General features: G+C 64.4%; 23 protein-coding genes. 14 read left to right on the top strand and 9 right to left on the bottom strand.

Annotated elements, in window-relative coordinates:
* The first annotated feature begins 146 nt into the window (after positions 1-146).
* Both bshA and LAN61_14450 read left to right on the top strand, forming a co-directional pair.
* Positions 147-1,286 (top strand): N-acetyl-alpha-D-glucosaminyl L-malate synthase BshA, encoded by a 1,140-nt coding sequence (gene bshA / locus LAN61_14455; GenBank protein MBZ5541716.1) that lies wholly within the window; start codon positions 147-149, stop codon positions 1,284-1,286.
* A gap of 376 nt (positions 1,287-1,662) precedes the next feature.
* The gene (locus LAN61_14450; protein MBZ5541715.1) at positions 1,663-2,337 is read left to right on the top strand and encodes a transglutaminase-like domain-containing protein; all 675 of its coding nucleotides are present in this window, start codon (positions 1,663-1,665) and stop codon (positions 2,335-2,337) included.
* A 448-nt stretch (positions 2,338-2,785) separates the two neighbouring features.
* Here LAN61_14450 and LAN61_14445 read toward each other — a convergent pair whose 3' ends face one another.
* Positions 2,786-4,108 (bottom strand): histidine kinase, encoded by a 1,323-nt coding sequence (locus LAN61_14445; protein MBZ5541714.1) that lies wholly within the window; start codon positions 4,106-4,108, stop codon positions 2,786-2,788.
* Positions 4,109-4,242: 134 nt separating this feature from the next.
* On the opposite strand from LAN61_14445, the gene ribA reads away from it, so the two are divergent.
* Complete coding sequence (ribA, locus tag LAN61_14440) at positions 4,243-4,878, top strand: GTP cyclohydrolase II (GenBank protein MBZ5541713.1); 636 nt, start codon at positions 4,243-4,245, stop codon at positions 4,876-4,878.
* A gap of 32 nt (positions 4,879-4,910) precedes the next feature.
* Here the strand turns inward: ribA and thiS are convergent, their stop codons facing one another.
* Together thiS and LAN61_14430 are read right to left on the bottom strand one after the other, a co-directional pair.
* The gene (thiS, locus tag LAN61_14435) at positions 4,911-5,123 is read right to left on the bottom strand and encodes a sulfur carrier protein ThiS (protein MBZ5541712.1); all 213 of its coding nucleotides are present in this window, start codon (positions 5,121-5,123) and stop codon (positions 4,911-4,913) included.
* Positions 5,124-5,134: 11 nt separating this feature from the next.
* Complete coding sequence (locus LAN61_14430; GenBank protein MBZ5541711.1) at positions 5,135-5,764, bottom strand: hypothetical protein; 630 nt, start codon at positions 5,762-5,764, stop codon at positions 5,135-5,137.
* A gap of 94 nt (positions 5,765-5,858) precedes the next feature.
* Between LAN61_14430 and LAN61_14425 the strand changes: the two genes are divergently transcribed.
* The 11 genes from LAN61_14425 (at position 5,859) to LAN61_14375 (ending at position 19,154) form a co-directional block, all read left to right on the top strand.
* Complete coding sequence (locus tag LAN61_14425; GenBank protein ID MBZ5541710.1) at positions 5,859-6,230, top strand: NADH-quinone oxidoreductase subunit A; 372 nt, start codon at positions 5,859-5,861, stop codon at positions 6,228-6,230.
* A 25-nt stretch (positions 6,231-6,255) separates the two neighbouring features.
* Positions 6,256-6,732, top strand: coding sequence for an NADH-quinone oxidoreductase subunit C (locus LAN61_14420; GenBank protein MBZ5541709.1), 477 nt, complete (start codon positions 6,256-6,258; stop codon positions 6,730-6,732).
* Positions 6,733-6,757: 25 nt separating this feature from the next.
* The gene (gene nuoD / locus LAN61_14415) at positions 6,758-7,954 is read left to right on the top strand and encodes an NADH dehydrogenase (quinone) subunit D (GenBank protein ID MBZ5541708.1); all 1,197 of its coding nucleotides are present in this window, start codon (positions 6,758-6,760) and stop codon (positions 7,952-7,954) included.
* Between the two features lie 450 nt (positions 7,955-8,404).
* Complete coding sequence (gene nuoF / locus LAN61_14410) at positions 8,405-9,826, top strand: NADH-quinone oxidoreductase subunit NuoF (GenBank protein MBZ5541707.1); 1,422 nt, start codon at positions 8,405-8,407, stop codon at positions 9,824-9,826.
* A 5-nt stretch (positions 9,827-9,831) separates the two neighbouring features.
* On the top strand, positions 9,832-12,072 hold the full coding sequence (gene nuoG, locus LAN61_14405) for an NADH-quinone oxidoreductase subunit NuoG (GenBank protein ID MBZ5541706.1): 2,241 nt from the start codon (positions 9,832-9,834) through the stop codon (positions 12,070-12,072).
* Positions 12,069-13,304, top strand: coding sequence for an NADH-quinone oxidoreductase subunit H (locus LAN61_14400; protein ID MBZ5541705.1), 1,236 nt, complete (start codon positions 12,069-12,071; stop codon positions 13,302-13,304). Before nuoG ends, LAN61_14400 begins: the two co-directional genes overlap by 4 nt.
* Before the next feature lie 34 nt (positions 13,305-13,338).
* Positions 13,339-13,839 (top strand): NADH-quinone oxidoreductase subunit J, encoded by a 501-nt coding sequence (locus LAN61_14395; GenBank protein MBZ5541704.1) that lies wholly within the window; start codon positions 13,339-13,341, stop codon positions 13,837-13,839.
* A 5-nt stretch (positions 13,840-13,844) separates the two neighbouring features.
* Positions 13,845-14,144, top strand: coding sequence for an NADH-quinone oxidoreductase subunit NuoK (nuoK, locus tag LAN61_14390; protein MBZ5541703.1), 300 nt, complete (start codon positions 13,845-13,847; stop codon positions 14,142-14,144).
* Positions 14,144-16,132: an NADH-quinone oxidoreductase subunit L gene (gene nuoL / locus LAN61_14385; protein MBZ5541702.1), complete on the top strand. Its 1,989-nt coding sequence runs from the start codon at positions 14,144-14,146 to the stop codon at positions 16,130-16,132. Before nuoK ends, nuoL begins: the two co-directional genes overlap by 1 nt.
* A gap of 1 nt (position 16,133) precedes the next feature.
* Entirely contained in the window at positions 16,134-17,729 is a 1,596-nt protein-coding gene (locus LAN61_14380) for an NADH-quinone oxidoreductase subunit M (protein MBZ5541701.1), read from the top strand.
* On the top strand, positions 17,730-19,154 hold the full coding sequence (locus tag LAN61_14375) for an NADH-quinone oxidoreductase subunit N (GenBank protein ID MBZ5541700.1): 1,425 nt from the start codon (positions 17,730-17,732) through the stop codon (positions 19,152-19,154).
* 148 nt (positions 19,155-19,302) lie between these two features.
* Here the strand turns inward: LAN61_14375 and LAN61_14370 are convergent, their stop codons facing one another.
* The 6 genes from LAN61_14370 to LAN61_14345 form a co-directional block, all read right to left on the bottom strand.
* Positions 19,303-19,611, bottom strand: coding sequence for an ATP synthase F0 subunit C (locus LAN61_14370; GenBank protein MBZ5541699.1), 309 nt, complete (start codon positions 19,609-19,611; stop codon positions 19,303-19,305).
* Between the two features lie 104 nt (positions 19,612-19,715).
* Positions 19,716-20,531, bottom strand: coding sequence for a F0F1 ATP synthase subunit A (locus tag LAN61_14365; GenBank protein MBZ5541698.1), 816 nt, complete (start codon positions 20,529-20,531; stop codon positions 19,716-19,718).
* 5 nt (positions 20,532-20,536) lie between these two features.
* On the bottom strand, positions 20,537-20,929 hold the full coding sequence (locus LAN61_14360) for an ATP synthase subunit I (GenBank protein ID MBZ5541697.1): 393 nt from the start codon (positions 20,927-20,929) through the stop codon (positions 20,537-20,539).
* Positions 20,930-20,933: 4 nt separating this feature from the next.
* Positions 20,934-21,125, bottom strand: coding sequence for an AtpZ/AtpI family protein (locus tag LAN61_14355; protein MBZ5541696.1), 192 nt, complete (start codon positions 21,123-21,125; stop codon positions 20,934-20,936).
* A gap of 70 nt (positions 21,126-21,195) precedes the next feature.
* Positions 21,196-22,716: an NADH-quinone oxidoreductase subunit N gene (locus LAN61_14350; protein MBZ5541695.1), complete on the bottom strand. Its 1,521-nt coding sequence runs from the start codon at positions 22,714-22,716 to the stop codon at positions 21,196-21,198.
* Positions 22,717-22,725: 9 nt separating this feature from the next.
* Entirely contained in the window at positions 22,726-24,366 is a 1,641-nt protein-coding gene (locus tag LAN61_14345) for an NADH-quinone oxidoreductase subunit M (protein MBZ5541694.1), read from the bottom strand.
* Positions 24,367-24,369 lie beyond the last annotated feature (3 nt).

Here is a 24,369-nt window from a genome sequence, read left to right as displayed (position 1 = left end):
GCGTCTAAGTGTTGACCGCTTTGCGGTCATCAGGAACAAAGCGCGGCCGCAGACGCCGCCGCGCGACTCTAGCACCCGTGCCGCGGGCTCGCAAGCCGGGCCGCGGCGTGGTAGTGTCTCGGGACGTTTCGCGGCTGCGAACAACCATGCGCATCGGCATCACCTGCTATCCCACTTACGGCGGCTCCGGCGTCGTGGCCACCGAGCTCGGCATGGAGCTGGCCGCGCGCGGCCACGACATTCACTTCATCAGCTATGCCCCGCCCGTCCGCATGGACCTGGGCACCGCGCGCATCCATTTCCACGAGGTCGAAGTCGTCTCCTACCCGCTCTTCGATCACCCTCCCTACACCCTGGCCCTGGCCACCAAGATGCTCGAGGTCTTCGAGGCCGAATCCCTCGACCTCCTCCACGTGCACTACGCCATTCCCCATTCCGTGAGCGCGCTCCTGGCCCGCTCCATGGCCGCGCCCCGCCGCTTGCCCTTCATCACTACCCTGCACGGCACGGACATCACTCTGGTCGGCAGCAACCGCAGCTACCTGCCCATCACCCGCTTCTCCATCGAGCAAAGCGACGGCGTCACCGCCATCTCCCAATACCTCCGCCAGAAGACTCTGCAGGAATTTGACATCAAGCGCCCCATCGAGGTTATCCCCAATTTCGTAAACTGCGACCTCTACCACCGCTCCACCGACGCCGCCCTGCGCGCCGAATGGGCCCCTGGCGGCGAGCCCATCCTCATGCACCTCTCCAATTTCCGCCCCGTGAAGCGCGTCCCCGACGTGATTGAGATCTTCGCCAAGGTCCGCGAGAAGATGCCCGCCAAGCTGGTGCTCATCGGCGACGGCCCGGACCGCGGCGCCGCGGAATTCCTCGTGCGCAAAAAGCGTCTGCAGAAGGATGTGCTCTTCCTCGGCAAGCTCGACCGCGTCTATGAAAAGCTCGGCCTCGCCGATCTTTTCCTCCTGCCCTCGCAACTCGAGTCCTTCGGCCTGGCCGCCCTCGAAGCCATGGCCTGCGAAGTCCCGGTCATCGCCAGCGACGTCGGCGGCCTCCCCGAAGTTGTCGAGCACGGCGTGGACGGCTATCTCATCGACCCCGGCGACGTCGAGGATGCGGCGCGCCACGCCATTGACATCCTCTCCCGCGCCGACCGCGGCCGCGAGATGGGCCAGACCGCCCGCATCCACGCCCGCAAAAAATACTGCGCCAACGACGTCATCCCCGTCTACGAGCATTACTACCGGCAGATCCTCGCGCAATCCCCCGCACCCCGCCTCTGACCCGCACCTTTCGCAAAGACGACCAACCAAACACCTTCATTCTGAGTGAAGCGAGGAATCTCTCCGAAGCTTTCAAAGGTGGCACGCTGGCACGCGGACGATTCAGTTCGCCCGCCTGTGTTCCGCTTCCCCCGCGATCTGCTGCAACACCCGCAAATGCTGGGGGTGCAGGCGGCAGTCTTACCAGACTGCGGAAAAACTCTTTTTCCTCCCGATTTTGTAGATGCCGGGCTTCAGCCCGGCATCTTGTTTTCATTGTTTTGCCCGCCTGGAAACGGCCGCTACTCTTGTTCTAGCCCTTCTTCCGCATCCTGTTAGCGCCCACTCCCTTCGCAAGTACCACAAAACTTCCGGTCTGTGCGATTATGGAGGAGTCATGAATCTCGCCCCGTACTTGGCAGCAGGTGAATTTATCGACAGCAGCGATCCCGGCGTGCGGGACTTCGCGCAGAAAACCGCGGCTGGCGCCCCCGATGATGTCGCCCGCGCCGTACAGCTCTATTACGCGGTCCGCGACGCCATTCCCTACGATCCCTACTACGCGGGCGAAGCGCGCTCTTACTTCCGCGCCAGCGATTGCCTCCGTGCCCAGCGCGGATTCTGCATTCCCAAGGCGGCCCTGCTGGCTGCGGCTGCCCGCTCTCTGGGCATCCCCGCGCGGGTCGGCTATGCCGACGTGCGCAACCACCTGTCCACGAAGAAACTCCTCGAGTTGCTTGGCGGCGACCTCTTCATCTGGCACGGCTATACCGAGCTGCATCTGGCGGGCCGCTGGGTAAAGGCTACGCCCGCCTTCAACCTCAGCCTCTGCCGGCGTTTCGGTGTGCGCCCCCTGGAGTTCGATGGCCGCCACGATTCGCTCTTCCACGAGTTCGCCGACGGCGGCCGCCGCCACATGGAGTACGTCAGCCAGCGTGGTCACTATCCCGACGTGCCGTACGACGCCATCCTCGCCGATCTCAAGAAAGCCTACCCGCGCTGGCTGGCGCTCGTGGCCGCGGGCGCGCGCAGAGACTTCGCCAAAGAAGCCCGCCCCAATCCATCGGAATAGCACCCCGCAGGCCGCGAGAACTATTCGCAACCACCGCATTCGAACACTTTTCCTCAGCCCATTCGAATACTATTCAGTAAATTATTGAACGTCGTTACCTTGCGAGCTACCATGCTCCATGCTTTCGGCGCCTCCGCCCTCCCGCGCACCCCTCGGGCGCGCGGCCGCGCTTCCCTCTTCCCATCACACGCTCTTTGGCTCGCCCCTCGCACCAACTTCTTTCTTGGCCACTGATCCACGCTTCTGTGCATCAATATGCAAACACACATCTTTAAGCCCTGTGTTTGCCGCTCTTAGACACCCCTGCCCCGTAACCCCATTGTTTGCCGCTCTTACGAAAAACACCGGGGGTAGGGGTAGTCTTGGTCTTTCTAAACAAAATCTTTTTCATGGAAAAAGGCTCTATGCCGCAACTCTTTTCTTTTCAGGGAAACCCGCGGCGTTCCGTCTACCTTCCGACGGTCGGCATCGGGGAGACCACTTCGGGGATGTCAATGCGGATCAGCGTGCCTTCGCCGGGGCGGCTCCGGATCTCCAGGTGGAAATCCGCGCCGTAGAGCACCTGCAGGCGCTCGCGCACGTTGCTCAGCCCGATGCCCTCGCCGTACACCCCGGACATCCGCTCTTCCGAGATGCCCACGCCGTTGTCCTCGATTTCGATGTGCAGCCGCCCCTCGCGCGTGGTGGTGCGCAATTGGATCTTCCCTCCGTCGATTTTCGGCGCCAGCCCGTGCTTCAGGCAGTTTTCCACGATGGGCTGCAGCAGCATGCTGGGCACGAAGGCCTCCAGCGTCTCCTCGTCGATCTGCTTGACGATTTCCAGCTTGTCGCGCCCGAAGCGCGCCACCTCGATATCCAGGTAATCGTCGATGAACTGCAGCTCCTCGCGCAGCGGCACGAATGTCTCGTGCTTGCGCAGCAGCCGCCGCAAGATATTGCTCAGCTTCAGCACCACCACGCGCGCCCGGTCCGGATCGAAGCGGATCAGCGCGGATACCGTGTTCAGCGTGTTGAAGAGGAAATGCGGATTGATCTGGCTGGCCAGCGCGTCCATGCGCGCTTTGAGCAGGAGCTGCTGGTGCCGCTCCAGGTTCATCTCGATGCGCGTGTTGTTCCAGATCTTCAGCGGCACGGCCACGGCCATTAGCGTGGCCAGCACGTCCAGCCCCATGCCCCACTCGCGGTGCGCGTCGATGGCGAAGAGCCATGTGGGTTTGGTGGCGCGCACCAGCGCCACGCGCCCGATCTCCAGCCAAACGCAGGTGAACAGCGGCAGCAGCTCCCAGGAAATCGTCGCCTGGCGCATCAGCCGCACCGTGGCCCGCGGTATATTCAGAAAGGTGAACGGGCCGAAATTCCAGATGTCTTCCTTGTTGGGGATGGCCTGGCGGATCAGCCCGCCGAGCAGTCCGGCAGCCGAGGCCATGGGCATGGCCAGCCATTCATGCGCCGCCAGCGCCGGAATGGCTACGATCGCGCCTCCGATCGGCCCCACCACGCGTCCGCCGAGCAGGCCCAGCAGGAAGGCGCCTTCCAGCGTGAGATCGGCGAAGCGGTAGGGCAGGCCGAACAGCCGCAGCGTCACCCCGATGAGCAGCGGCGGGGTCATGAAGAACATCAGCTTGAGCTTCTGGTCCGAATCGCGCTCTTCGGTGAAAAGCACCTTGCGGAACATCGTCCAGCGCGCCAGCAGCGCGGCGATCGAGGAAGCCACGCCCACCTTGAGCAGGAGGGTGAAGAGCAGCTCTTTGATGGAGGATAGCGTATCCATGGTTGGCCGCGGCGCGGGCTCCCGTTAACGCTAGCCAATCCGCGCAGCGATGTAAAGCGCCGCTCACCGGTTGGGCCTGCGCCCCGCCGGCTTTTTGGGGGGTTTCCGCGACCCTGTTATACTGGTTGTTTCTTATGCGCGCAAAATCAAGACCGAAAAGGCCGGCAAAGACGGACACGGCGCCGCGCCTGGTGGCCCGCGCGGCCCTGCCCACGCGCTACGGCCGCTTCACCATTTACGGCTTCACCGGACGCGGCCCGCTGGAAGAGGCGGTGGCCCTGGTACACGGTCCGCTGCGGGGAAGCGCGCCACCGCTGGTGCGCGTGCATTCGCAGTGTCTCACCGGAGACGTCCTGGCCTCGGTGCGCTGCGATTGCCGCGCGCAGCTCGAACTTTCTTTGGAAAAAATCGGCAAATCACGCTGCGGCGTGCTCCTCTATCTCCCCCAGGAAGGCCGCGGCATCGGCCTGATGAACAAGCTGCGCGCCTACGAACTGCAGGACCTCGGCCTGGATACCGTCGAAGCCAACGAATCGCTGGGCTTCGCCGCCGACGTCCGCGAGTACCGCTTTTCCGCGGAAATCCTGAAAAAACTCGGCGCCCGCAAGATCCGCCTGCTTTCCAACAATCCGGAAAAAGTGAAGCAACTCGAGGAAGCCGGCATCCGCGTCGTCGAGCGCGTCCCCTGCCAGCCCCGCGTCTGCGACGTCTCCCGCGGCTACCTGAAAACCAAAAAAGCCAAGATGGGCCACCTGCTCGAAGGGCTCTGAGCGCCCGCCAGGTCCGCCGCCCCAGGTTTCGTTTATCCGCCGCCGACAAACTGCACGATTTCGTAGCGGTCGCCGGGCGCGACGCGCGTTCCGGTCCACTCCGCGCGCGGGAGGATTTCGCGGTTGCGCTCGATGGCCACGCGCCCGGCTTGCAGGCCCAGTTCGCGCAGCAGGTCCACGACCGTGGCGCCGGGCTGCGCCTGGCGCTCTTCGCCGTTCACCGTGATGGAAAGATCTGTGGGCATTTTTCCCTTCCTCATTGCGCCGCGGGCGGCTTGGACTTGGCGCGCAACTGGAAGCGCACGTGCGCGCTGCCGCCGCCGTGCGTGGCCTGCAGCGCCAGCACGGCTTCCCCGCCGCCCAGCCGCGGCATGGGAAAATCCAGCGTGGCGTTTCCGTCCGGCCCCGTCTCGGCCACAAATTCCAGCGGCGTCACCACGCCTTCGATCTGCGCCGCGACGCGCGCTCTCGCCACGGCCGTCTGCGACGGCCGCAGGCTTACTCGCACCTTCAGATGGGCGCGCCCGCCGGCCAGCCAGTTGCGCGGATTGAGCACTTCGAGGTGCAGCTCCTGCGGCTCAGGAGCCGCGGGGGGAGCGGGCGCAGGTTTGGGCGCCGCCGCTGTCCCGGGATCGAGTTTCAGCGCGCCGGAACGGATCTCTTCCACAATCGCCAGATGCTGCGCGTCCACGCGCTGCTGCAGGACCGCCTCGTGCTCCGGGGTGAGCGGCAGCAGGTCCTCATAGCCGTTCTTGCGGCGGTGCATAACGCGGCCCTTGAAATAGACCATGCTATCAATGATGGGATGCTCGACACCGCGCGATTCCGTCTGCACGTGGTAGGTGGTGCCGTCGAAGACGGCGTTGCTGTTATGTCCGAAGGCCATCTTCACTTGCGCGCCCCAACGCGGCGCCAGAACCCCTCTGACCGCACGGTGCATTTGACCACTTGGCGGTCAGACGTTATTATACCTCTTCGCCATGAACGCTCCGAACCTGCAAGCGTACGCGCCACTCCTACTGTTCCTTACCCTGGCCTTTCTGCTCGCCGGCGTCCTGGTCAGCTTGTCCGTGCTGGTGGGCTGGCGGCGGCCCAGCCGGGCCAAGCAGCTCCCTTACGAGTGCGGAATGGAGCCGACGGGCGACGCCCGCGAGCCGTTCTCGGTCAAATTTTATCTGGTGGCGATGGTCTTTATCCTGTTCGACGTGGAAGCCATCTTTCTGTACCCCTGGGCTTACATTTTTCGAGAATTGAAGTGGTTCGGCTTCGTGGAGATGGTGCTGTATATCGCCATCCTGCTGGTCGGTTACCTCTATCTCTGGAAAAAGGGCGCTCTCGACTGGAACCGCTAGCCGGCTCCCCGGGAACATATACGCGATGGAGAATACGGAAGCAAACGCTAATGTTGTAACCGAGCGGCTGCGCGGATGGAATCCCCGGGCGGTCGAGTCGGTCGTCGAATACCACGGTGAAACCACTATCGTCGTTCCCCGCGAACTGCTCCGTGCCGCCGCCGAGTGCCTGCGCGATAACGCCGAGCTGCAGTTCAACCTGCTTTCCGACATGACCTGCGTGGACCGCTTTCCCGTCGAGCCGCGCTTCGAACTCAACTATCATTTGACCTCCATTTCCCGGCGCGACAAGGTCCGCCTGCGCGTGCGCGTCCCCGGCGACAATCCCGCGGCCGATTCCGTGACCTCCGTATGGCCCGGCGCCAACTGGATGGAACGCGAAGTTTTCGATCTCTTCGGCGTGCACTTTCACGGGCACCCCGACCTGCGCCGCATTCTCCTCCCCGACGACTGGGAAGGCCACCCGCTGCGCAAAGATTTCCCGGTGGAAGGATTCCGCTGAGAAGGATGGCAAAAGGACCCCGAGGATGACAACGGTACAGACCGCCACCGGCGCCGCACAGACCATGGTCCTGAACATGGGGCCGCAGCATCCGTCCACGCACGGGGTGCTGCGCGTGCTGCTGGAGCTGGACGGCGAAACCGTGGTCAAGGCCGTGCCGGACCTGGGCTACCTGCACACCGGCATCGAAAAAACCTGCGAGGCCAAGACCTACTCGCAGGCGATTACCCTGACGGATCGTATCGATTACCTCGCGCCGCTCTCCAACAATCTGGGCTACTGCCTGGCCGTGGAAAAACTGCTGGGCCTCGAAGTGCCGAAGCGCGCGCAGTACATCCGCGTGCTGCTGACGGAGATGACGCGCATCGCCTCGCACCTGGTGTGGCTGGGGACGCACGCCATTGACCTCGGCGCGATGTCCGTCTTCCTGTACTGCTTCCGCGAGCGCGAAGATATCCTCAAGATTTTCGAGATGGTGGCGGGCCAGCGGATGATGACCAGCTACTTCCGCATCGGGGGCCTGTCCCTGGAGCCGCCCCCGGGCTGGCTGAAGGCCGTCGAGCGCTTCGTGAACATGATGCCGGGACGCATCGACGAATACGAAGACCTGCTCACGCGCAACCGTATCTGGCTCTCGCGCACGCAGGGCATCGGCTGCATCAGCGCGGAAGACGCCGTGGCCCTGAGCATGACCGGGCCGACGCTGCGCGCCGCGGGCCTCCCCTACGACAACCGCAAGCTCTTTCCCTATTCGAGCTACGAGGAATTCGAATTCAGCGTGCCGCTGCGCACGGAGTCCGACTGCTACGCGCGCTACCTGGTGCGGGTCGCGGAGATGCGCGAGAGCGTCAAGATCATCCGCCAGGCCATGGCCAAAATTCCGGCCGAGGGCCCCATCAAGACGGACGCGCCGGGCATCGTGCCGCCGCCGCGCGAGAAGATGAAGACGGAGATGGAAGCGCTCATCTACCACTTCAAGATTTTCACCGAGGGCTTTTCGCCGGCGCCCGGCGAGGCCTATGTGACGATCGAGTCGCCGCGCGGCGAACTGGGCGTCTTTGTGGCCAGCGACGGCTCGCCCAAGCCGCTGCGCGTGCATTTCCGCACTCCGTCGTTCGTGAACCTGCAGGCTCTGCCGAAACTGGCGGAAGGGCGGCTGATCGCGGACGTCGTGGCGTGCATCGGCACGATCGATATCGTGCTGGGCGAAGTCGACCGGTAAGGCCGCAGAAGAGATTCGGCCGAAAAGGCCGCGGAAGAACTGGACTGTAAAAACATCATGCAACTTTCGCCCCAGCTCGCGAAGAAGTTCGAGACCCTTGAGAACCGCTACCCGGTGAAGCGCTCCGCGCTGATCCCCATGCTCATCTACGCGCAGGACGAGTACGGCTACGTCACCGACGAGATGGTCGTGGAGATCGCCGGACGGCTGGGGCTGAACACCGTGCAGGTGGAAGAGACCCTGGCGTATTACTCGATGCTGCGGCGCAAGCCCGCGGGCAAGCACCACGTGCAGGTCTGCACCAACATCGCCTGCATGCTGCGCGGCGGCAACGAAATTCTCGAGCGCGCCAAGCGCCGGCTGGAGATCGGGCACAAGGAAACGACCAAGGACGGCGTCTTCTCGCTGGAAGAGGTCGAGTGCCTGGGGGCCTGCACCGGGGCGCCGGCCATGCAGGTGAACTACGATTATTACGAAGAGGTGACTCCCAATAAATTCGACCGCATTATCGAGGACCTGGACGCGGGCCGCAAGCCCGCTCCCGTGCGGGTCATCAGCGGCGCGCTGCACCCGCGGCACCCGCTGGAAACTCCGCTGATCAGCAAGCGCTGGGGGATTCCCAATTCGCAGAGCATCGACGTCTACCTGCAGCACGAAGGCTATCAGGCGCTGGAAAAAGCGCTGAAGCAGATGACGCCGGAAAGCATCATCGAGGAAGTGAAGAAGTCCAACCTGCGCGGGCGGGGCGGCGCGGGTTTCTCCGCGGGAATGAAGTGGAGCTTCGTGCCCAAGGATTCCCCGAAGGCGAGATACGTGATCTGCAACGCCGACGAGAGCGAGCCGGGCACCTGCAAGGACCGGCCGCTGATGGAGATGGACCCGCACCAGCTGATCGAGGGCATCGTCATCGCGGGGCGGGCCATCGGCGCGCACCACGGCTTCATCTATATCCGCGGGGAATATCGCTACGTGCTGGACATCGTGGACAGCGCCATCGAAGAGGCCTATGCGCGGGGCTATCTGGGCAAGAACATTCTCGGCTCGGGCTTCGACTTCGACCTGCTGATCCACACCGGGGCGGGCGCGTACGAGTGCGGGGAAGAGTCCGCGCTGATGGAATCGCTGGAAGGCAAGCGCGGCTACCCGCGCATCAAGCCGCCTTTCCCGGCGGTGGTGGGCCTCTACGGCTGCCCGACAATCATCAACAACGTGGAAACGCTGAGCAGTGTCCCGGCCATTCTGCGCGAGGGCGGCGAAGCGTATGCCAGCCGCGGCACGCCGAAAAACGGCGGGACGCGCCTGGTCTGCGTCTCGGGGCATGTGAACAAGCCCGGCATCTACGAAGTGCCACTCAGCTTCAACATGAAGCGCTTCATCGAAGAAGTGGCCGGAGGCATCCCCGGCGGCAGGAAGCTGAAGGCGGTCATTCCCGGCGGCAGTTCCTGCCCGGCGCTGAAGCCCGACGAGATCGACATTCCCATGGACTACGATTCGCTGGCCAAGGCCGGCTCCATGCTGGGCTCCGGGGGCATGGTGGTGGCGGACGAAACCACCTGCATGGTGGACCTGGCGCGGCGCATCATGCAGTTTTATGCACACGAATCCTGCGGCTGGTGCATCCCTTGCCGCGAAGGCACGAGCTGGCTGCGCAAGATGCTGGAGCGCTTCCACGCCGGCGCGGGACGCCCCGAGGACATCGACATGGTCGGGGAGCTCGCCAAAAAAATGCTGGGAAAGACGTTCTGCCCGCTCGGCGACGCGGCGGCCATGCCCACGATCAGCATCATCACCAAGTGGCGCCACGAATTCGAAGAACATCTGAACGGCCGCTGCGCCTACAAGCAGGCCGAATCCATTGTCGGGGCGCGGTAGGAACCATGGCCGACCAGAAGCTAGTGACGATGAAGATCAACGACCGGGAAGTGCAGGTCGCGCCGGGGACGCTGGTGATCGAAGCGGCGCGGCGCATCGGGACGGAGGTTCCGTCGTTCTGCTACTACCCCGGCCTGTCGCTGCAAGCGGCCTGCCGCATGTGCCTGGTGGAAGTGGAAAAGGCGCCCAAGCTGGCCACGGCGTGCACGCTGGTGGCGGCCGAAGGCATGGTGGTGCGCACGGACTCCGAGCAGGTGCGCCAGGCGCGCAAGGCCATGCTGGAATTCCTGCTGACCAACCACCCGCTGGACTGCCCGGTGTGCGACAAGGGCGGGGAGTGCGAACTGCAGGACATGGTTTTCCGTTACGGAGCGGACTCCAGCCGTTTCATCGAGGAGAAGGTTCACCGCCCAGAGGAGAAGTGGTCGGAGCTGGTCTATTACGACGCGCCGCGGTGCATCCTGTGCTTCCGCTGCGTGCGCGTGTGCGATGAGGGCATGGACGTGAAGGCGCTGGGCGTGGGCCTGCGCGGCGTGAACAGCGTGATCATCCCCAACGCCGGCGATCATCTGGAGTGCGAAGAGTGCGGCATGTGCATCGACATCTGCCCGGTCGGCGCGCTTACCAGCGGCACGTACCGCTACAAGACGCGGCCGTGGGAGATGCAGTACGTCTCCACCGTGTGCACGCACTGCTCGAACGGCTGCAAAACGACGCTGAGCGTGCGCAATCACGAGATCCTGCGCTCCAACAACCGCGACCTCTCCGGCATCAACAAGGAATTTCTGTGCGTGAAGGGCCGCTTCGGCTTCGACTTCACCAAGCACCCCGAGCGCATCCGCCAGCCGCTGCTGCGCAAGGACGGCAGGCTCTACCCGGTCTCCTGGGAAGAGGCCGCGGAGGCGGCGGCCACGCGGCTGAAGCAGGTGCTGGACGCTTCAGGCGGGGATGCCATCGGAGTCATCGGCTCCAACCGCACCTCCAACGAAGAGAACTACCTGCTGCAGCGCCTGGCGCGCGCCACCTTCGGCACCAACAACATGGACCACCACCGCACCGCCGACTACGCCGGGCTGCACGCCGCGCTCGGCGAAAACGCCGCGGAAAAACAGCTGGGCATGGGCGATCTCGAGCAAGCTACGGCCGTCCTGCTCATCGGCAACGACCCCACGCAGCAGAATCCGCTGGTGGCCTGGCAGATCCGCTCCGCCATCCGGCACAACGGCGCGCGGCTTTACATCCTGAACGCCGGCGAGATCAAGCTCCGCCGCAAAGCCAATCAGTACCTCCGGCTGGGCGCGGGGCAGGAAGCCGCCGCGGTACGCTGGCTGGCGCAGGGCAAGGAAGCGCTCACGCCGGAACTGGTGAGCGAGCTCACCGCGCTCAAGGCCCAGCTCGAGACCGAAACGGATCTGGCCATCGTCTTCGGCGCGGAAATTACCGGAGCGGCCATCGCCGAGCTCGTCGCTTTCGGCTCAAAACTTTCCGGCCGCGTGCGCTACATGGCCCTCGGCGATTACGCGAATTCGCGCGGCGCCGCGGACCTCGGCCTGCTCCCCGACCGTCTGCCGGGCTACGCCAGCGTGGAGGATGCCCATGCGCGCAATGCCTTCGAAAAGCTTTGGGGCAGCCCGCTTCCGGCCCGGGCCGGGCTGAGCGCATCGAAGATGGTGGAGGCCGCGCAAGCCGGGAAGCTCAAGGCCCTGTACGTGGTCGGGGCCAACCCGCTGAAGCACTTTGGCAAGCGCGACGGCGGCCGCGGCAATCTCGAGCTGCTCATCGTGCACGAACTGTTTCTGACGGAAACTGCGCAGCAGGCCGACATCGTCTTCCCCGCCGCGTCCGCCTATGAAAAGGACGGCTCGGTGACGAACACCGCCGGCGAGATCCAGCTCCTGCACAAGGGAGCGGAAGTGATGGGCCCGCGCAGCGATTTCGACCTGCTGCGCATTCTCTCCCACCAGATGGAAAAGCTGGGAGCGGGCAAGGCCTTCCACTACCGCACGCCGGAAGCCGTGTTCGAAGAGATTGGCAAGGCGGTCGAGGGCTACGACGTGGCGCAGGCCGGGTTGCTCACCGGCGGCGCCGAGCCCGCGCGCATCGCGGTGCCGCGCAACGGCCACGCCCCGTACGACGTGCCCGCGGGCCTGATCTTCTCGGCGCGGGACACGCTGTTCACCAGCGGCACGCTGGGGCGCTATTGCACTTTGATGGATGCACTCCCGGAGAACGAAGCCAAGCCGTGAAAGAACTCTTCCTCCAACATGCGTTCCTGATCACCACCCTCGTCAAGAGCGGCTTGCTGCTCTTCATCGTCCTGACCGTGCTCGCTTATCTCACCTGGTTCGAGCGCAAGATGATCGCGCACATGCAGTCGCGCTGGGGACCGTACCGCGTCGGGCCGCACGGCCTGCTGCAGCCCGCGGCCGATGGCCTCAAGTTTCTTTTCAAGGAAGACCCCACGCCCGCGGGCGTGGATCGGCTGGTGTACTTCCTCGCGCCCGCGCTCACGCTGGCCCTGGGACTGACCACGCTGGCGGTCATTCCCTTCGGGCCGGAGCCCATCCGCATCTTCGGCTACGAGACGCACCTGGGCATCGCCGACCTCAACATCGGCCTGCTGGTGCTCTTCGCCATCACCGCCCTCGGCGTATACGGCATCGCTCTGGGCGGCTGGGCCTCCAACAGCAAGTACTCGCTGCTCGGCGGCCTGCGCAGCTCGGCGCAGATGATCAGCTACGAGCTGGCGCTGACGCTGTCCGTGGTCGGCGTGCTGCTGCTGGCCGGCAGCTTCAGCCTGCGCGACATCATCACCGCGCAGGAGGGCCGCATGCTGTGGGGAATTCTGCCGCGCTGGAACATCCTGGCCGGGCCGGCCCCGCAGATCCTCGGCTTCCTGTGCTACTTCATCGCCGCCGTCGCGGAGACCAACCGCGCCCCATTCGACCTGGCCGAAGCGGAATCCGAACTGGTCGCCGGCTTCCACACCGAATACGCCAGCTTCAAGTTCGCCATGTTCTTCATGGGCGAATACGCGAACATGATCGCGGTCTCCTGCCTGGCCACCATCCTGTTCTTCGGCGGCTGGATCTCGCCCTTCCCTTCCACGCCGGCCTGGGCCTGGACGCATTTCCTGCCCAGCGTGCTGCTGGCGGGCTTCGGGCTGTTCGTCATCTGGGACGGCATCCGCTACGAGACGATCTTCGGGAAGCTCGTGCTGCCCGGCGTGGGCGCGGCGTTCTGCGGACTGGGGGCGCTCTTCGCCCTGGTGCCGCCCGTGACCTCGTACATCCAGGGGCCGTTCTGGTTTCTCTCCAAGATTTTCGTCTTCCTGTTCATTTACGTGTGGGCGCGGGCCACGCTGCCGCGTCTGCGTTACGACCAGCTCATGAGTTTCGGCTGGAAGCTGCTGCTGCCGGTTTCCATCGCCAACGTGGTGCTCACCAGCCTGGCCATTCTGAAGTGGGGTGGACAGTGAGGCCCCGCGCGATTTCCCGGGAAGCGTGCCCACGATGACCCCGCAACTGATCCTCTTCTTCGTGCTGGCCGCGCTGGCCGTGGGCGGAGCCCTGAGCCTGGTCGTAGCGCGGCATCCGATCCGCAGCGCGCTGGCGCTGATCGTGGTGATGGTCGCGCTGGCCGGGCTGTACCTGCTGCTCGGCGCGGAGTTCGTGGCCGCGGTGCAGATCATCGTCTACGCCGGCGCGATCATGGTGCTCTTCGTCTTCGTGATCATGCTGCTCAACGCCGGCGAGGAAGAGCGCACGAACGTGTCGCGCCTCGCGGGCACGGCGGGCATCCCCCTGGCCGTGGCCCTGGCCGGCTTTCTCGCCGCCGCCGTGGCCCGGTCCACGCCGGTGACGGCCGCAGGCGCGGCTCCGCAGGGCGCCGCCTCCACGCGGGCGCTGGCCAACCTGCTCTTTCGCGAGTTCGTCTATCCCTTCGAGCTGACGTCGTTCCTGATTCTAGTGGCCATCCTGGGCGCGCTGGTGTTGGCCCAGCGGGAGAAATAAGCATGGTGCCGACGAACTACTACCTGGTTCTCAGCGCAATCCTGTTCGGATTGGGCGTCGTGGCCTTTGTCTTCAAACGCAACATCATCACCATTTTCATGTCCATCGAGCTGATGCTCAACGCCGTCAACCTGGCCTTCGTGGCCTTCAGCCAGGCCCTAGGCAAGCTGGACGGGCAGGTGTTCGTGCTGTTTGTGATCGTGGTCGCGGCGGCGGAAGCCGCTGTCGGACTGGGGATTGTTATTCTGATCGCGCGGAACCGGCAGTCGCTGAACGTCGAGCGCGTGAACCTGTTGAAATTCTGATGCCCATACTCACTCATCTGTGGATCATTCCGCTGCTGCCGCTGCTGGGTGCGGCCATCAATGGCCTTTTGGGCGCGAAATGGCCGAACAAGACCGTCAGCGCCGTCGCCGTCGGTTCCACCGGGCTGTCGTTCCTGGCCGCGCTGGAGTGCGTGCGCGAATTCCTGCAGCTTCGTCCCGACCAGATTCCCTGGGTGCAGCAGTACTTCACCTGGATCACGGCCGGAAATTTCCGCGCCGGCTTCGACCTGCAGGTGGACCAGCTCACGATCGTGATGCTTATGGTGGTCACCGGGGTCGGCTGGCTCATCCACATCTATTCGATGGGCTACATGGCGCACGAGGGCGGCTACTACCGCTTCTTCTCCTACCTGAATCTGTTCATGTTCTTCATGCTGATTCTGGTGCTGGGCGCGAATTACGTGGTGCTCTTCGTGGGCTGGGAGGGCGTGGGCCTGTCGAGCTACCTGCTCATCGGCTTCTACTTCCTGAAGAAGTCGGCCTCCGACGCCGGAAAGAAAGCGTTCATCGTCAACCGCATCGGCGATTTCGGCTTCATGCTCGGGATGTTCCTGCTCTACCGCACCTTCGGCACGCTGGATTTCGTGCCGCTGTTCGCCAAGGCCGCGCCGCTGCAGGCGGACGCGCTGGGTCAGGTGGGCGTCGTGACCGCGGCCTGCCTGCTGCTGTTCATGGGCGCCACCGGAAAATCGGCGCAGATTCCGCTGTACGTCTGGCTGCCGGACGCCATGGAAGGCCCCACGCCGGTCAGCGCGCTGATTCACGCCGCGACCATGGTCACCGCGGGCGTCTACGTCGTGGCGCGCTCGCACGTGCTCTTCACCCACGCTCCCACGGCCATGCTGGTCGTGGCCATCACCGGCGCCGCCACGGCTCTCTTCGCCGCCACCATCGGCCTGGTGCAGACGGACATCAAGAAAGTGCTGGCCTACTCGACGGTCAGCCAGCTCGGCTACATGTTCCTGGCTTGCGGCGTGGGCGCGTTTTCCGCGGGCATCTTCCACCTGATGACCCACGCCTTCTTCAAGGCCCTGCTCTTCCTGGCCGCGGGCAGCGTCATCCACGCCATGGGCGGGGAGCAGGACATGCGCCGCATGGGCGGCCTCAGCGGCAAGATTCGCTGGACCTACCTGACCATGCTCATGGGCACGCTGGCCATCGCCGGCGCGCCGCTCTTTGCCGGCTTTTTCAGCAAGGACGCCATCCTGTTCAGCGCCTTCCAGAGCGAAACGGGCGGGCATATCCTGTACGCCGCCGGCCTGTTCAGCGCCCTGCTGACCGCGTTCTACATGTTCCGGCTGATTTTCCTGACCTTTCACGGCCAGCCGCGCTTCGACGAGCATCACGTGCACGTGCACGAATCGCCGAAGAGCATACTGGTGCCGCTGGTGATTCTCGCCGTGCTCTCGATTGCGGGCGGCTGGATGGCCGCGCCGGCCTTCTGGGGCGGTCCGGATCACTTCGCGGCGTTCCTCGCCCCGGTCTTCGGCGCCGGAGGCGCGGAGGCCGCTGCGGAAGCCGCGGGGCCGGCGGCGGAGGCCGCGGGGCGCTCGCTCGAACTGACCATGGCCGGGGTCGCCGTGTTCACGGCGCTGGCCGGCTTCCTGGTCGCCTTCTGGATGTACATCCGCAAGCCCGGCACGGCCGAGCGCCTGGCCAATTCCTTCCAGGGCGTCTACACGACGCTGCTCAACAAATATTACGTGGACGAAATCTACGCCGCGCTGATCGTCGGCCCGCTCGCCTGGATCTCCGACAATGTCCTGTGGCGGAGCGTGGATGCCGCGGGCATCGACGGCGCGGTCAACGGCGTGGCCCAGGGCGCCACCGCCCTCGGCGACCGCCTGCGCCGCGTGCAGTCCGGGAACACGCGGAGCTACGCCGTGTGGGTGGTGATCGGTGCGATCGTGGTGATTCTGGCGATTTTCTGGCCGCTGCTGAAACCGGCCGTGGGAATGGTGCCCTGAGATGGCTGGCGGACACTTGCTGACGATTCTCACTTTCCTTCCCGCGCTCGGCGCGCTGGGTCTGTTGCTGCTGCGCGGCGAGGACCAGGAATGGATCCGCCGGCTGGCGCTGGCCATATCCGTTGCCGAGTTCGCCCTTTCGCTGCTGCTGATCCCGGCCGTGCCGCTGGGCTCCGCCGGCTATCACCTCGAAGAGTTCCGCGCGTGGATCGCTTCCCCGCCGATCCACTATCACCTCGGGGTGGACGGCATCAGCCTCTTTCTGGTCATCCTGACGACCTTCCTTACGCCCATCTCCATCCTGGCGTCGTGGAAAAGCATCCAGCACCGCGTGAAGGAATTCTTCGTCATGCTGCTCCTGCTGGAGGTCGGCGTTGTCGGTGTCTTCCTCTCGCTGGACCTCTTCCTCTTCTTCCTGTTCTGGGAAGTGATGCTTCTGCCCATGTACTTCCTGATCGGCATCTGGGGCCACGAGCGGCGCATCTACGCCGCCGTCAAGTTCGTGCTGTACACCATGGCCGGCTCGATCCTCATGCTGGTGGGCATCGTCTGGCTCTATACCATTACCGGCACGTTCGACCTGCCGGCGATCCAGAAGCTGCTACAGGCAGGCTTCGTGGTGCTCTCGCCGCGCGCCGAGCTGCTGCTCTTCGCCGCCTTCTTCCTGGCCTTCGCCATCAAGGTGCCGCTCTTCCCGCTGCACACCTGGCTGCCCGACGCGCACGTGGAAGCGCCCACCGCGGGCTCGGTGATCCTGGCTGGGGTGCTGCTGAAGATGGGCACCTACGGCATGATCCGCTTCTGCCTGCCGCTCTTTCCCGGCGCATCGCGGCGCGCCGCGCCGCTGGTGGCCGCGCTGGCCATCATCGGCATCATCTACGGGGCGCTCGTCGCGCTGGTGCAGCCCAACCTGAAGAAGCTGGTGGCCTACTCCTCGGTCAGCCACCTGGGCTTTGTGGTCCTGGGCATCTTCGCCTTCAATAACATTTCCATGCAGGGCGCCGTCTACCAGATGCTCAACCACGGCATCTCCACCGGCGCGCTCTTCCTCCTGGTGGGCATGCTCTACGACCGCCGCCACACCTTCGAAATCGCGGAATACGGCGGCCTGGCCACGCCCATGCCGCGCCTCGCGGCCTTCTTCCTCTTCGTGGCGCTCTCTTCGCTGGGCCTGCCGCTGCTCAACGGCTTCGTCGGGGAATACCTGATCCTCCTGGGCACCTACCAGAGGCACTGGAATTGGGCGGTATGGGCCGCGCTGGGCGTGATCCTCTCGGCCTGCTACCTGCTGTGGTCCTACCAGCGGGTCTTCTTCGGCGAGGTCACCCACGGAAAGAACCGCGAGCTGCCGGACGCCACGGCGCGCGAAAAGTGGATTCTAGCGGCCATGGCCGTGGTCATCCTGTGGATGGGCATCGGCTCGGCCATGTTCACGCAGCGCTTCGCCGCCTCCTGCCAGAACGTCCTCGACCAGATGCAGCGCAACCAGGCCCAGGAAGCCGCCGCGCCGAAGGCGCCCGGAATTTTGAACGCGCCCGTGGCTGCCAGCATTCCCGGCGCACCTCAAATTTCAGTGGAAAGGCTCGGAAACCGTTAAATGTTCCCTCTCCGCGAAGATTTTCTGCGTGTCCTGCCGGAGCTGGTCTTCTGTGCCGGCGGCACGCTGCTCATGCTCCTGCAGCCGTTCGTGCGCAGCCGCCAGGCCTTTTCCTCCCTCGCCCTGCTGGCCTCCGCCGCCGCGACGCTCAGCGCGGTCTTCGCGGCCCTCAATCCCGGCACGGCCTTCGGCGGCCTAATCCGCGCCGATGGCTTCAGCTTTTTCTTTCATCTGCTGATCGGCCTGGTCGTCTTCCTGGTGGTTCTCGGCTCGTCGTCCTATCTAGCGCGCGAGCGCCTGGCCCCGGCGGAATTCTACGCCTTGGTGCTGTTCGCCGCCGCCGGTATGGGCGTCCTGGCCTCGGCGCAAGAATTGCTCACCGCCTTCATCGGCCTGGAGATGAGCTCCATCTCCAGCTACATCCTGGCCGGCTACCGCCGCGACACTCTGAAGTCCAGTGAATCGGCGATGAAGTATTTCCTGCTGGGCTCGTTCGCCACCGCGTTCTTCCTCTACGGCATCGCCCTGGTTTACGGCAAGACCGGCACCACGGTGCTGACGCAGATGGGCACCGCGGACGCTTCCGACACGGTTCTCAAGCTGGGCCTGGCGCTGATTCTCGTCGGCCTGGGCTTCAAGGTCGCCGCCGCTCCCTTCCAGGTGTGGGCCCCGGACGTCTACGAAGGCGCGCCCACGCCGGTTACCGCGCTGTTTTCCGCCGGCCCCAAGGCTGCGGCGTTCGCGCTGCTGCTGCGCATCTTCGTGATGGTGCCGGCGGCCACGCAACTGTGGTTCTGGGCTTTCTGGCTGCTGGCCGTGCTGACCATGTTCACCGGCAACCTGGGCGCGCTGGTGCAGACCAACGTCAAGCGCATGCTGGCTTACAGCTCCATCGCCCACGCCGGCTACCTGCTGGTGGCTTTCGCCGCGCGCAGCGAGATCGGCGTCGCCGCGGTGCTCTTTTACCTGCTGGCCTACGCCCTGGCGAAGCTCGGGGCCTTCACCGTGCTCGCGCATCTCGGCGGCGCCGGGGAGAAGCACCTCGACCTCGAGGATTACGCCGGCCTGGGACAGCGCCAGCCCTTTGCCGCCGCCGCCCTGAGCGTCTTCCTGCTCTCGCTGCTGGGCCTTCCGGTCACCGCGGGCTTCTTCGGCAAGTTCTACATTTTCAAGGCCGCGCTGCAATCGCACCTGATCTGGCTGGCCGTGCTCATGGGCCTCAACAGCGTGATCGGCGCCTATTACTACCTGCGCCTGATCGTGGTGATGTACATGCGCGAGCCGCGCGAGGAAGCGGCCGGCGCGCCCTTCCCGGCGGCGGTGAGCATGGTGCTGACGATCTGCGTCCTGGGCACCCTCTATTTCGGCCTCTTCCCCAATCACATCATCTCTTTCGCGCTGAGCCCCGGTCTCTTCGGGCGCTGAGCCGGCGGGAAGATAGTTAACAGTTGACAGTTAAGAGCTGAAAGTTAAAAGCTCGGAGCTATTGCTTCCGTCCGGGTTGTCCCACAAACAAAAAAATGCCCGGAGGCTTGCGCCCCCGGGCATTTATCGAAACTCTTCTATTTTTCTCTTAGACCTTCACGAAGATGATGACCAGTGTCAGCAGCGCGAGGGTCTCGATGAACACCAGGCCGAGAATCATGGCTGTGCGGATCGCGGCCGCTGCTCCGGGATTCCGCGCCATGCCTTCGCAAGCCGCGGAGGCCACCCTGGACTGCCCCAGCGCGCCGCCGAAGGCCGCCAGCGCCATACCGAACGCCGCCGCGATGGCGATCCCGCTCTTGCCGCTGCCTGCCGCTTCCGTACCCTGCGCAAACGCGGCCGGCGCCACCAGCAGAGCCGTCACGAGCGCACTGAGCATGAACGTTACTTTCTTCATCACTGCCTCCTTTGAAATGGCCGCCAGGAGGTGGTTTCCGGTTCCACGTGCTGCAAACAGGTCTCACACTGGAGCGGCCGAACAAACCCGAAAAACGCGCGCGTCTAGTGCTCTTCCGCGGTGGCCATCCCGATATAGATCGCCGGGAGCAGCGTGAACACGTAGCTCTGAATGATCGCAACGAAGAGGTGCAGGCCGATAAAGATCAGCGGGATGCTGGCCGGGAAGACCCCCAGAAGCACGCCCAGCACCGGACTCTTGGACCAGCCCCAGGCCACCGGCTGGACCAGGAGGCCCAGGAAAATCACATACAGCAGCTCGCTGGCAAAAATATTGGCCCACAGACGAACCGTGAGTGAAAGCACGCGCGAGCAGGTGCTGATGATCTCCACGGGGAAAATCAGCCCGGACAGGGCCTTGACCGGCCCCGCGAACGATTTCAAATAGCCGCCGACACCGTGATGGCGAATGCCCTGCCAATTGAAATAGAAAAACGTGAGAATGGCGCAGGCGAGCGGCACGGTCTTCTCCGTGGTCGGCGAAGAGAAGAGCGGAAAAATGCCCAGGACGCTGGACAGCAGGATGAAGATGGAAATCGAGCCAACCACCGGCACGCAGCGCAACCCCTCATGGCCGGCGTTTTCTTCCAGCAAGTCGCGGATCCCAAAGCCAATGGGATTGGTGAGCAGCAGTTCGGCGACCTGCTGCGCGCCGCCTGGGCGCTCCACCGAGAGCCGGGAACGCAGCCAGAGCGCCAGGACTGTCCCCAGGAGAAGCACAACCAGGGCCATCACGACATGCTCGGGAATGGGGAGTTCGGGGTTTGCCGGATGGATATGCAGCGCGGAGAGCAGCGCGAGGGCCAGGGAGCCCAGGTAGTGATTGACGAAGTGAGTCAGCCCGCTTACGTGATGTTCCATTCTCTCTATTCCAGGGGATGCAGGATTTCGTACACACTCGCCGCCAGCGTCGCGGCTCCCAAAGCACACAGACCCACTAACATACTCAAAATGGGAACCTTAAGGATTTTAAAATTAACATAGATCGCGATCCCGATCAAGCCGTAGCGGCCCGCAAAGCGCACCCAGGTCCCCACCGGAACGCGCGGCTTGGGCGCGTCCCCCTGCGCCGTGGAGAGCAACTGCAGCCCGTCCAAAGCGTCCTGCAGCCAGCGGAAATTCAGCCAGGCCAAAATGGCGCCCACGAACAGACCCAGGCCCCAGCGCCAGCCGTAGCGCAACCCCACGGTCACGCCCGCCACAGCGCCAAAAACAGGCGTCAGCCAGAGTATCCTCTTTTCGATGTGTTGGAATTGCACGCCCTCAGCGCCCCTGGCTTCCGCCGCCGTTGCCCGGCAGCCGCCGCAGGACGTCCCGCACGCCGGCGAAGAAGCCCAGCGCGCCAAAGACCAGCATGAGAATGGGCTTGGTGTGCAGCCAGCGGTCAAGAAAATAACCCATCAGCCCGCCCACGACGATCGCCGAGACGAGCACGAACGGCAGTTCCATGGCCATGGCGAGCTGCTGCGCAGCGGTCGGCGCGGGCCGCTTGCCCGGCGGCGGTGTGGTTCCGGTGGTGGAGGGCTTATCGTCCAATGGCAAACGCGTAGCGCGCCAGTTGCGCGAAGGGTTCAGGATAAACCCCTGCGGCGAGGGATACAAACACGGTGACGGTCAGCGCCACGGTCTGCGCCGCGGTGATCTCCGGGAGCGGGGCGTCGCCCGGCTGCTTCATCCAGGCGTGCACCACGATGCGGAAGTAGTAGTACAGCGCCGGCACGATGTACAGCGCCGCCAGCACCGCCAGCACCGGGTGATGCGTCTCGATCAGCGACTGCAGAATGTAGTACTTGCCCATGAAGCCCGCCGTCGGCGGAATGCCCGCGAGCGAGAGCATGAAGATCAGCAGCAGCAGCGCCGCCGCGGGGCTGCGCTGGTAGAGGCCGTTGAGGTCCTCAAGCTCGTCGCCGATCAGTCCCTTGCGGCGCAGCACGATCACTACGGCGAACGCCCCGAGGGTCATGAACACGTAGACGAAGAGGTAGTAGGCGATGCCCTGGAAGCCGGTGTCGTTGCCGCCCACCAGGCCCAGCAGGATGAAGCCCACGTGGGCGATCGAGGAGTAGGCCAGCAGGCGCTTGACGTTGGTCTGGGTAATGGCCGCAAAGTTGCCCCAGGTGAGCGAGGCCACGGCCACGCCGGCCACGAGGTACATCCAGCTCTGGTGCGTGGCCCCGAAGACCGCGATGAACAGCCGCAGCAGCAGCGCGAAGCTGGCCGTCTTGGACGCCACGCTGACGTACGCGGTGATCGGCGTCGGCGCGCCTTCGTAGACGTCCGGCGCCCACTGGTGGAAGGGCACGGCGGCGATCTTGAAGAACAGGCCCGCGGCCACGGTCACGAAGGCTATGATGGTGAACCAGTCCGTCAGGCCGCCCATCTGCGAGATCATCGCCCGCCGCCCCAGCATCTGCCCGATCTGCCCGATGTTCGTCGAACCGCTCATGCCGTAGAGCAGCGAGAAACCGTAGGCCAGAATCCCGGAGCTGAACGCGCCCAGCAAAACGTATTTCAGCGCGGCCTCGTTGGAGCGCTTGTCGCGGCGCAGAAAGCCCGTGAGCGCGTAGAAGCTCAGGGCCATCGTCTCCAGCCCCAGGAAGAGCACCAGCAGGTCGATGCCCGAGGCCATGAACATCATGCCCACGCAGGCGAAGAGGATCAGCGCGTAGTATTCGCCGTGGTGCTCTTCCTCGATTTCCATGTAGCGCACTGAGAGGAGCACCACCAGCGCCGTGGCCGCCAGAAAAATCGCCGCGAAATAGAGGAAGAAAGAATCCACCAGCAGCGTATTGTGAAAACCGAGAAGATCGGGGTGCTGCGGGCTCAGCTCGGTCACAATCTGCAACTGCACGCGCAGCCGCCACAGCGTGAAGGCGCTGAAGAGCGTGCCCAGTACCGCCAGCACCGCGTTCAGATACTTCACGCGGGCTTCCACGAAGAAATCGATCAGCAGGATGCCCAGCCCGAACAGCGTGAGTTCAAGCTGCGGCAGGATGAGGTTAAAGTCCTGCCGGTTGAAGGTGAATGGGGTGAGCGCGCTGGGCATCGCCGTAGGCTACCTCGCCGTCCCGGTCGGCTTCGCTTCCGCCGCTGGGGCGCTTACTGGAGCCGCAGCCGCCGGGGCGGTTTCCGCCGCCGGCTGGGCAGCAACTGCCGCCGCGGGCAGCTTGGCCGGCTCGGCCTTGTAGTAGCCGGGATTTACCCGCTCCACGATCTGCTGCACCGGCTTCTCCAGGTACCGGAAGAAGGGCTTGGGGTAGATGCCGATCCAGAAGGCCAGGGCAATGAGCGGCAGCAGCGTGGCATACTCGCGCCAGTTCAAATCCGGCAGCTTTTCGTTTTCCGCCTTGGTCACCGGGCCGAACATCACCCGCTGGAAGAGCCACAGCAGGTAGGCCGCACCGAGGATCACGCCGAGCGCGCCCCACGCCGCCCAGGCCTTGTTGACCTCAAACGTGCCGCGCAGAATGGTGAACTCTCCGATGAAACCGTTCAGCAGCGGCATGCCCAGCGAGCTCAGGGTGATGATCAGATAGACCGCCGCGAAATTCGGCATGGGCGTGGAGAGCCCGCCGAATTCGGAGATCAAGCGGGTGTGCCGGCGCTCGTAGAGCACGCCCACGATGAGGAAGAGCGCCCCGGTGGAGATGCCGTGGTTGATCTGCTGGAGCACGCTGCCGGAAAGGGCGTGCGGGGTCAGCGCGAAAATCCCCAGCGTGCAGAAGCCCAGGTGGCTGACCGAGCTGTAGGCGATCAGCCGCTTCATGTCCTTCTGCATCATGCACACCAGCGCGCCGTAGATGATGCCGATGAGGGAGAGCACGATGACGATGTGAATGATGCGCGCGCGCAGTGCGGGATCTCCGGGCAGGAGCGGCAGCGAGAAGCGGAGGAAACCGTAGGTGCCCATCTTCAGCAGAACGCCGGCCAGGATCACCGAGCCCGCGGTGGGCGCTTCGGTGTGCGCGTCCGGCAGCCAGGTGTGGAACGGGAACATCGGCACCTTGATGGCGAAGGCGAAGAAGAAACCCCAGAACAGCCAGACCTTCAGCGAATCTGGGAACTGCTGCACCGCCGCGAGCAGCGTGGGCACGTCGAAGGTGTACGGCGCGCCCGTCTTGGCCGCGTTGAAATAGACGGCCAGGATCGCCAGCAGCATCAGCACCGAGCCCGCCAGGGTGTACAGGAAGAACTTGATGGCCGCGTACAGCCGCCGCTCGCTGCCCCACACGCCGATCAGGAAGTACATAGGCACCAGCATCACTTCCCAGAAGACGTAGAAGAGGAAGAAATCGAGGGCCATGAAGACGCCCAGCATGCCCGTCTGCAGCAGAAGAAACAGGATGTAGTATTCCTTCTTGCGCGTCTGGATGGCGCTCCACGAGGAGAGGATGGAGATCATTCCCAGCAGCGTGGTCAGCAGCACCAGCAGGAAGCTGATGCCGTCAATCCCCAGCGTGAAGCGCGCTCCGATGGAGGGAATCCACTCCGCGGACTCCCCGAGCTGATACCCCGCCAGGCCGGCATGGAAGCGCGCGAGCAGCGGCAGGGAGACCACAAAGCCGAGAACCCCGAAGACGTTGCCGAGGATGCGGTGCGCGTCGTCCCACGCGCGCGGCACCAGCAGCAGCAGGATGGCCCCCGCGAGCGGCGTAAACAGGATCACGCTCAGCAGATGATTCTCGAAAAGACCCATACT

The organism is Terriglobia bacterium (assembly GCA_020072785.1).
Taxonomy (GTDB): Bacteria; Acidobacteriota; Terriglobia; order Acidiferrales; family UBA7541; genus Acidiferrum.
Note: the sequence above shows the minus strand (reverse complement) of the source record. Positions and strands in the feature narration are given on the sequence as shown.

Bases quoted from the DNA above. Each gene is read 5' to 3' on its own strand.
- bshA (MBZ5541716.1), top strand. From the start codon at position 147: ATGCGCATCGGCATCACCTGCTATCCCACTTACGGCGGCTCCGGCGTC.
- LAN61_14450 (MBZ5541715.1), top strand. From the start codon at position 1,663: ATGAATCTCGCCCCGTACTTGGCAGCAGGTGAATTTATCGACAGCAGC.
- LAN61_14445 (MBZ5541714.1), bottom strand. From the start codon at position 4,108: ATGGATACGCTATCCTCCATCAAAGAGCTGCTCTTCACCCTCCTGCTC.
- ribA (MBZ5541713.1), top strand. From the start codon at position 4,243: ATGCGCGCAAAATCAAGACCGAAAAGGCCGGCAAAGACGGACACGGCG.
- thiS (MBZ5541712.1), bottom strand. From the start codon at position 5,123: ATGCCCACAGATCTTTCCATCACGGTGAACGGCGAAGAGCGCCAGGCG.
- LAN61_14430 (MBZ5541711.1), bottom strand. From the start codon at position 5,764: ATGGCCTTCGGACATAACAGCAACGCCGTCTTCGACGGCACCACCTAC.
- LAN61_14425 (MBZ5541710.1), top strand. From the start codon at position 5,859: ATGAACGCTCCGAACCTGCAAGCGTACGCGCCACTCCTACTGTTCCTT.
- LAN61_14420 (MBZ5541709.1), top strand. From the start codon at position 6,256: ATGGAGAATACGGAAGCAAACGCTAATGTTGTAACCGAGCGGCTGCGC.
- nuoD (MBZ5541708.1), top strand. From the start codon at position 6,758: ATGACAACGGTACAGACCGCCACCGGCGCCGCACAGACCATGGTCCTG.
- nuoF (MBZ5541707.1), top strand. From the start codon at position 8,405: ATGCAGGTGAACTACGATTATTACGAAGAGGTGACTCCCAATAAATTC.
- nuoG (MBZ5541706.1), top strand. From the start codon at position 9,832: ATGGCCGACCAGAAGCTAGTGACGATGAAGATCAACGACCGGGAAGTG.
- LAN61_14395 (MBZ5541704.1), top strand. From the start codon at position 13,339: ATGACCCCGCAACTGATCCTCTTCTTCGTGCTGGCCGCGCTGGCCGTG.
- nuoL (MBZ5541702.1), top strand. From the start codon at position 14,144: ATGCCCATACTCACTCATCTGTGGATCATTCCGCTGCTGCCGCTGCTG.
- LAN61_14380 (MBZ5541701.1), top strand. From the start codon at position 16,134: ATGGCTGGCGGACACTTGCTGACGATTCTCACTTTCCTTCCCGCGCTC.
- LAN61_14375 (MBZ5541700.1), top strand. From the start codon at position 17,730: ATGTTCCCTCTCCGCGAAGATTTTCTGCGTGTCCTGCCGGAGCTGGTC.
- LAN61_14370 (MBZ5541699.1), bottom strand. From the start codon at position 19,611: ATGAAGAAAGTAACGTTCATGCTCAGTGCGCTCGTGACGGCTCTGCTG.
- LAN61_14365 (MBZ5541698.1), bottom strand. From the start codon at position 20,531: ATGGAACATCACGTAAGCGGGCTGACTCACTTCGTCAATCACTACCTG.
- LAN61_14355 (MBZ5541696.1), bottom strand. From the start codon at position 21,125: ATGGCCATGGAACTGCCGTTCGTGCTCGTCTCGGCGATCGTCGTGGGC.
- LAN61_14350 (MBZ5541695.1), bottom strand. From the start codon at position 22,716: ATGCCCAGCGCGCTCACCCCATTCACCTTCAACCGGCAGGACTTTAAC.
- LAN61_14345 (MBZ5541694.1), bottom strand. From the start codon at position 24,366: ATGGGTCTTTTCGAGAATCATCTGCTGAGCGTGATCCTGTTTACGCCG.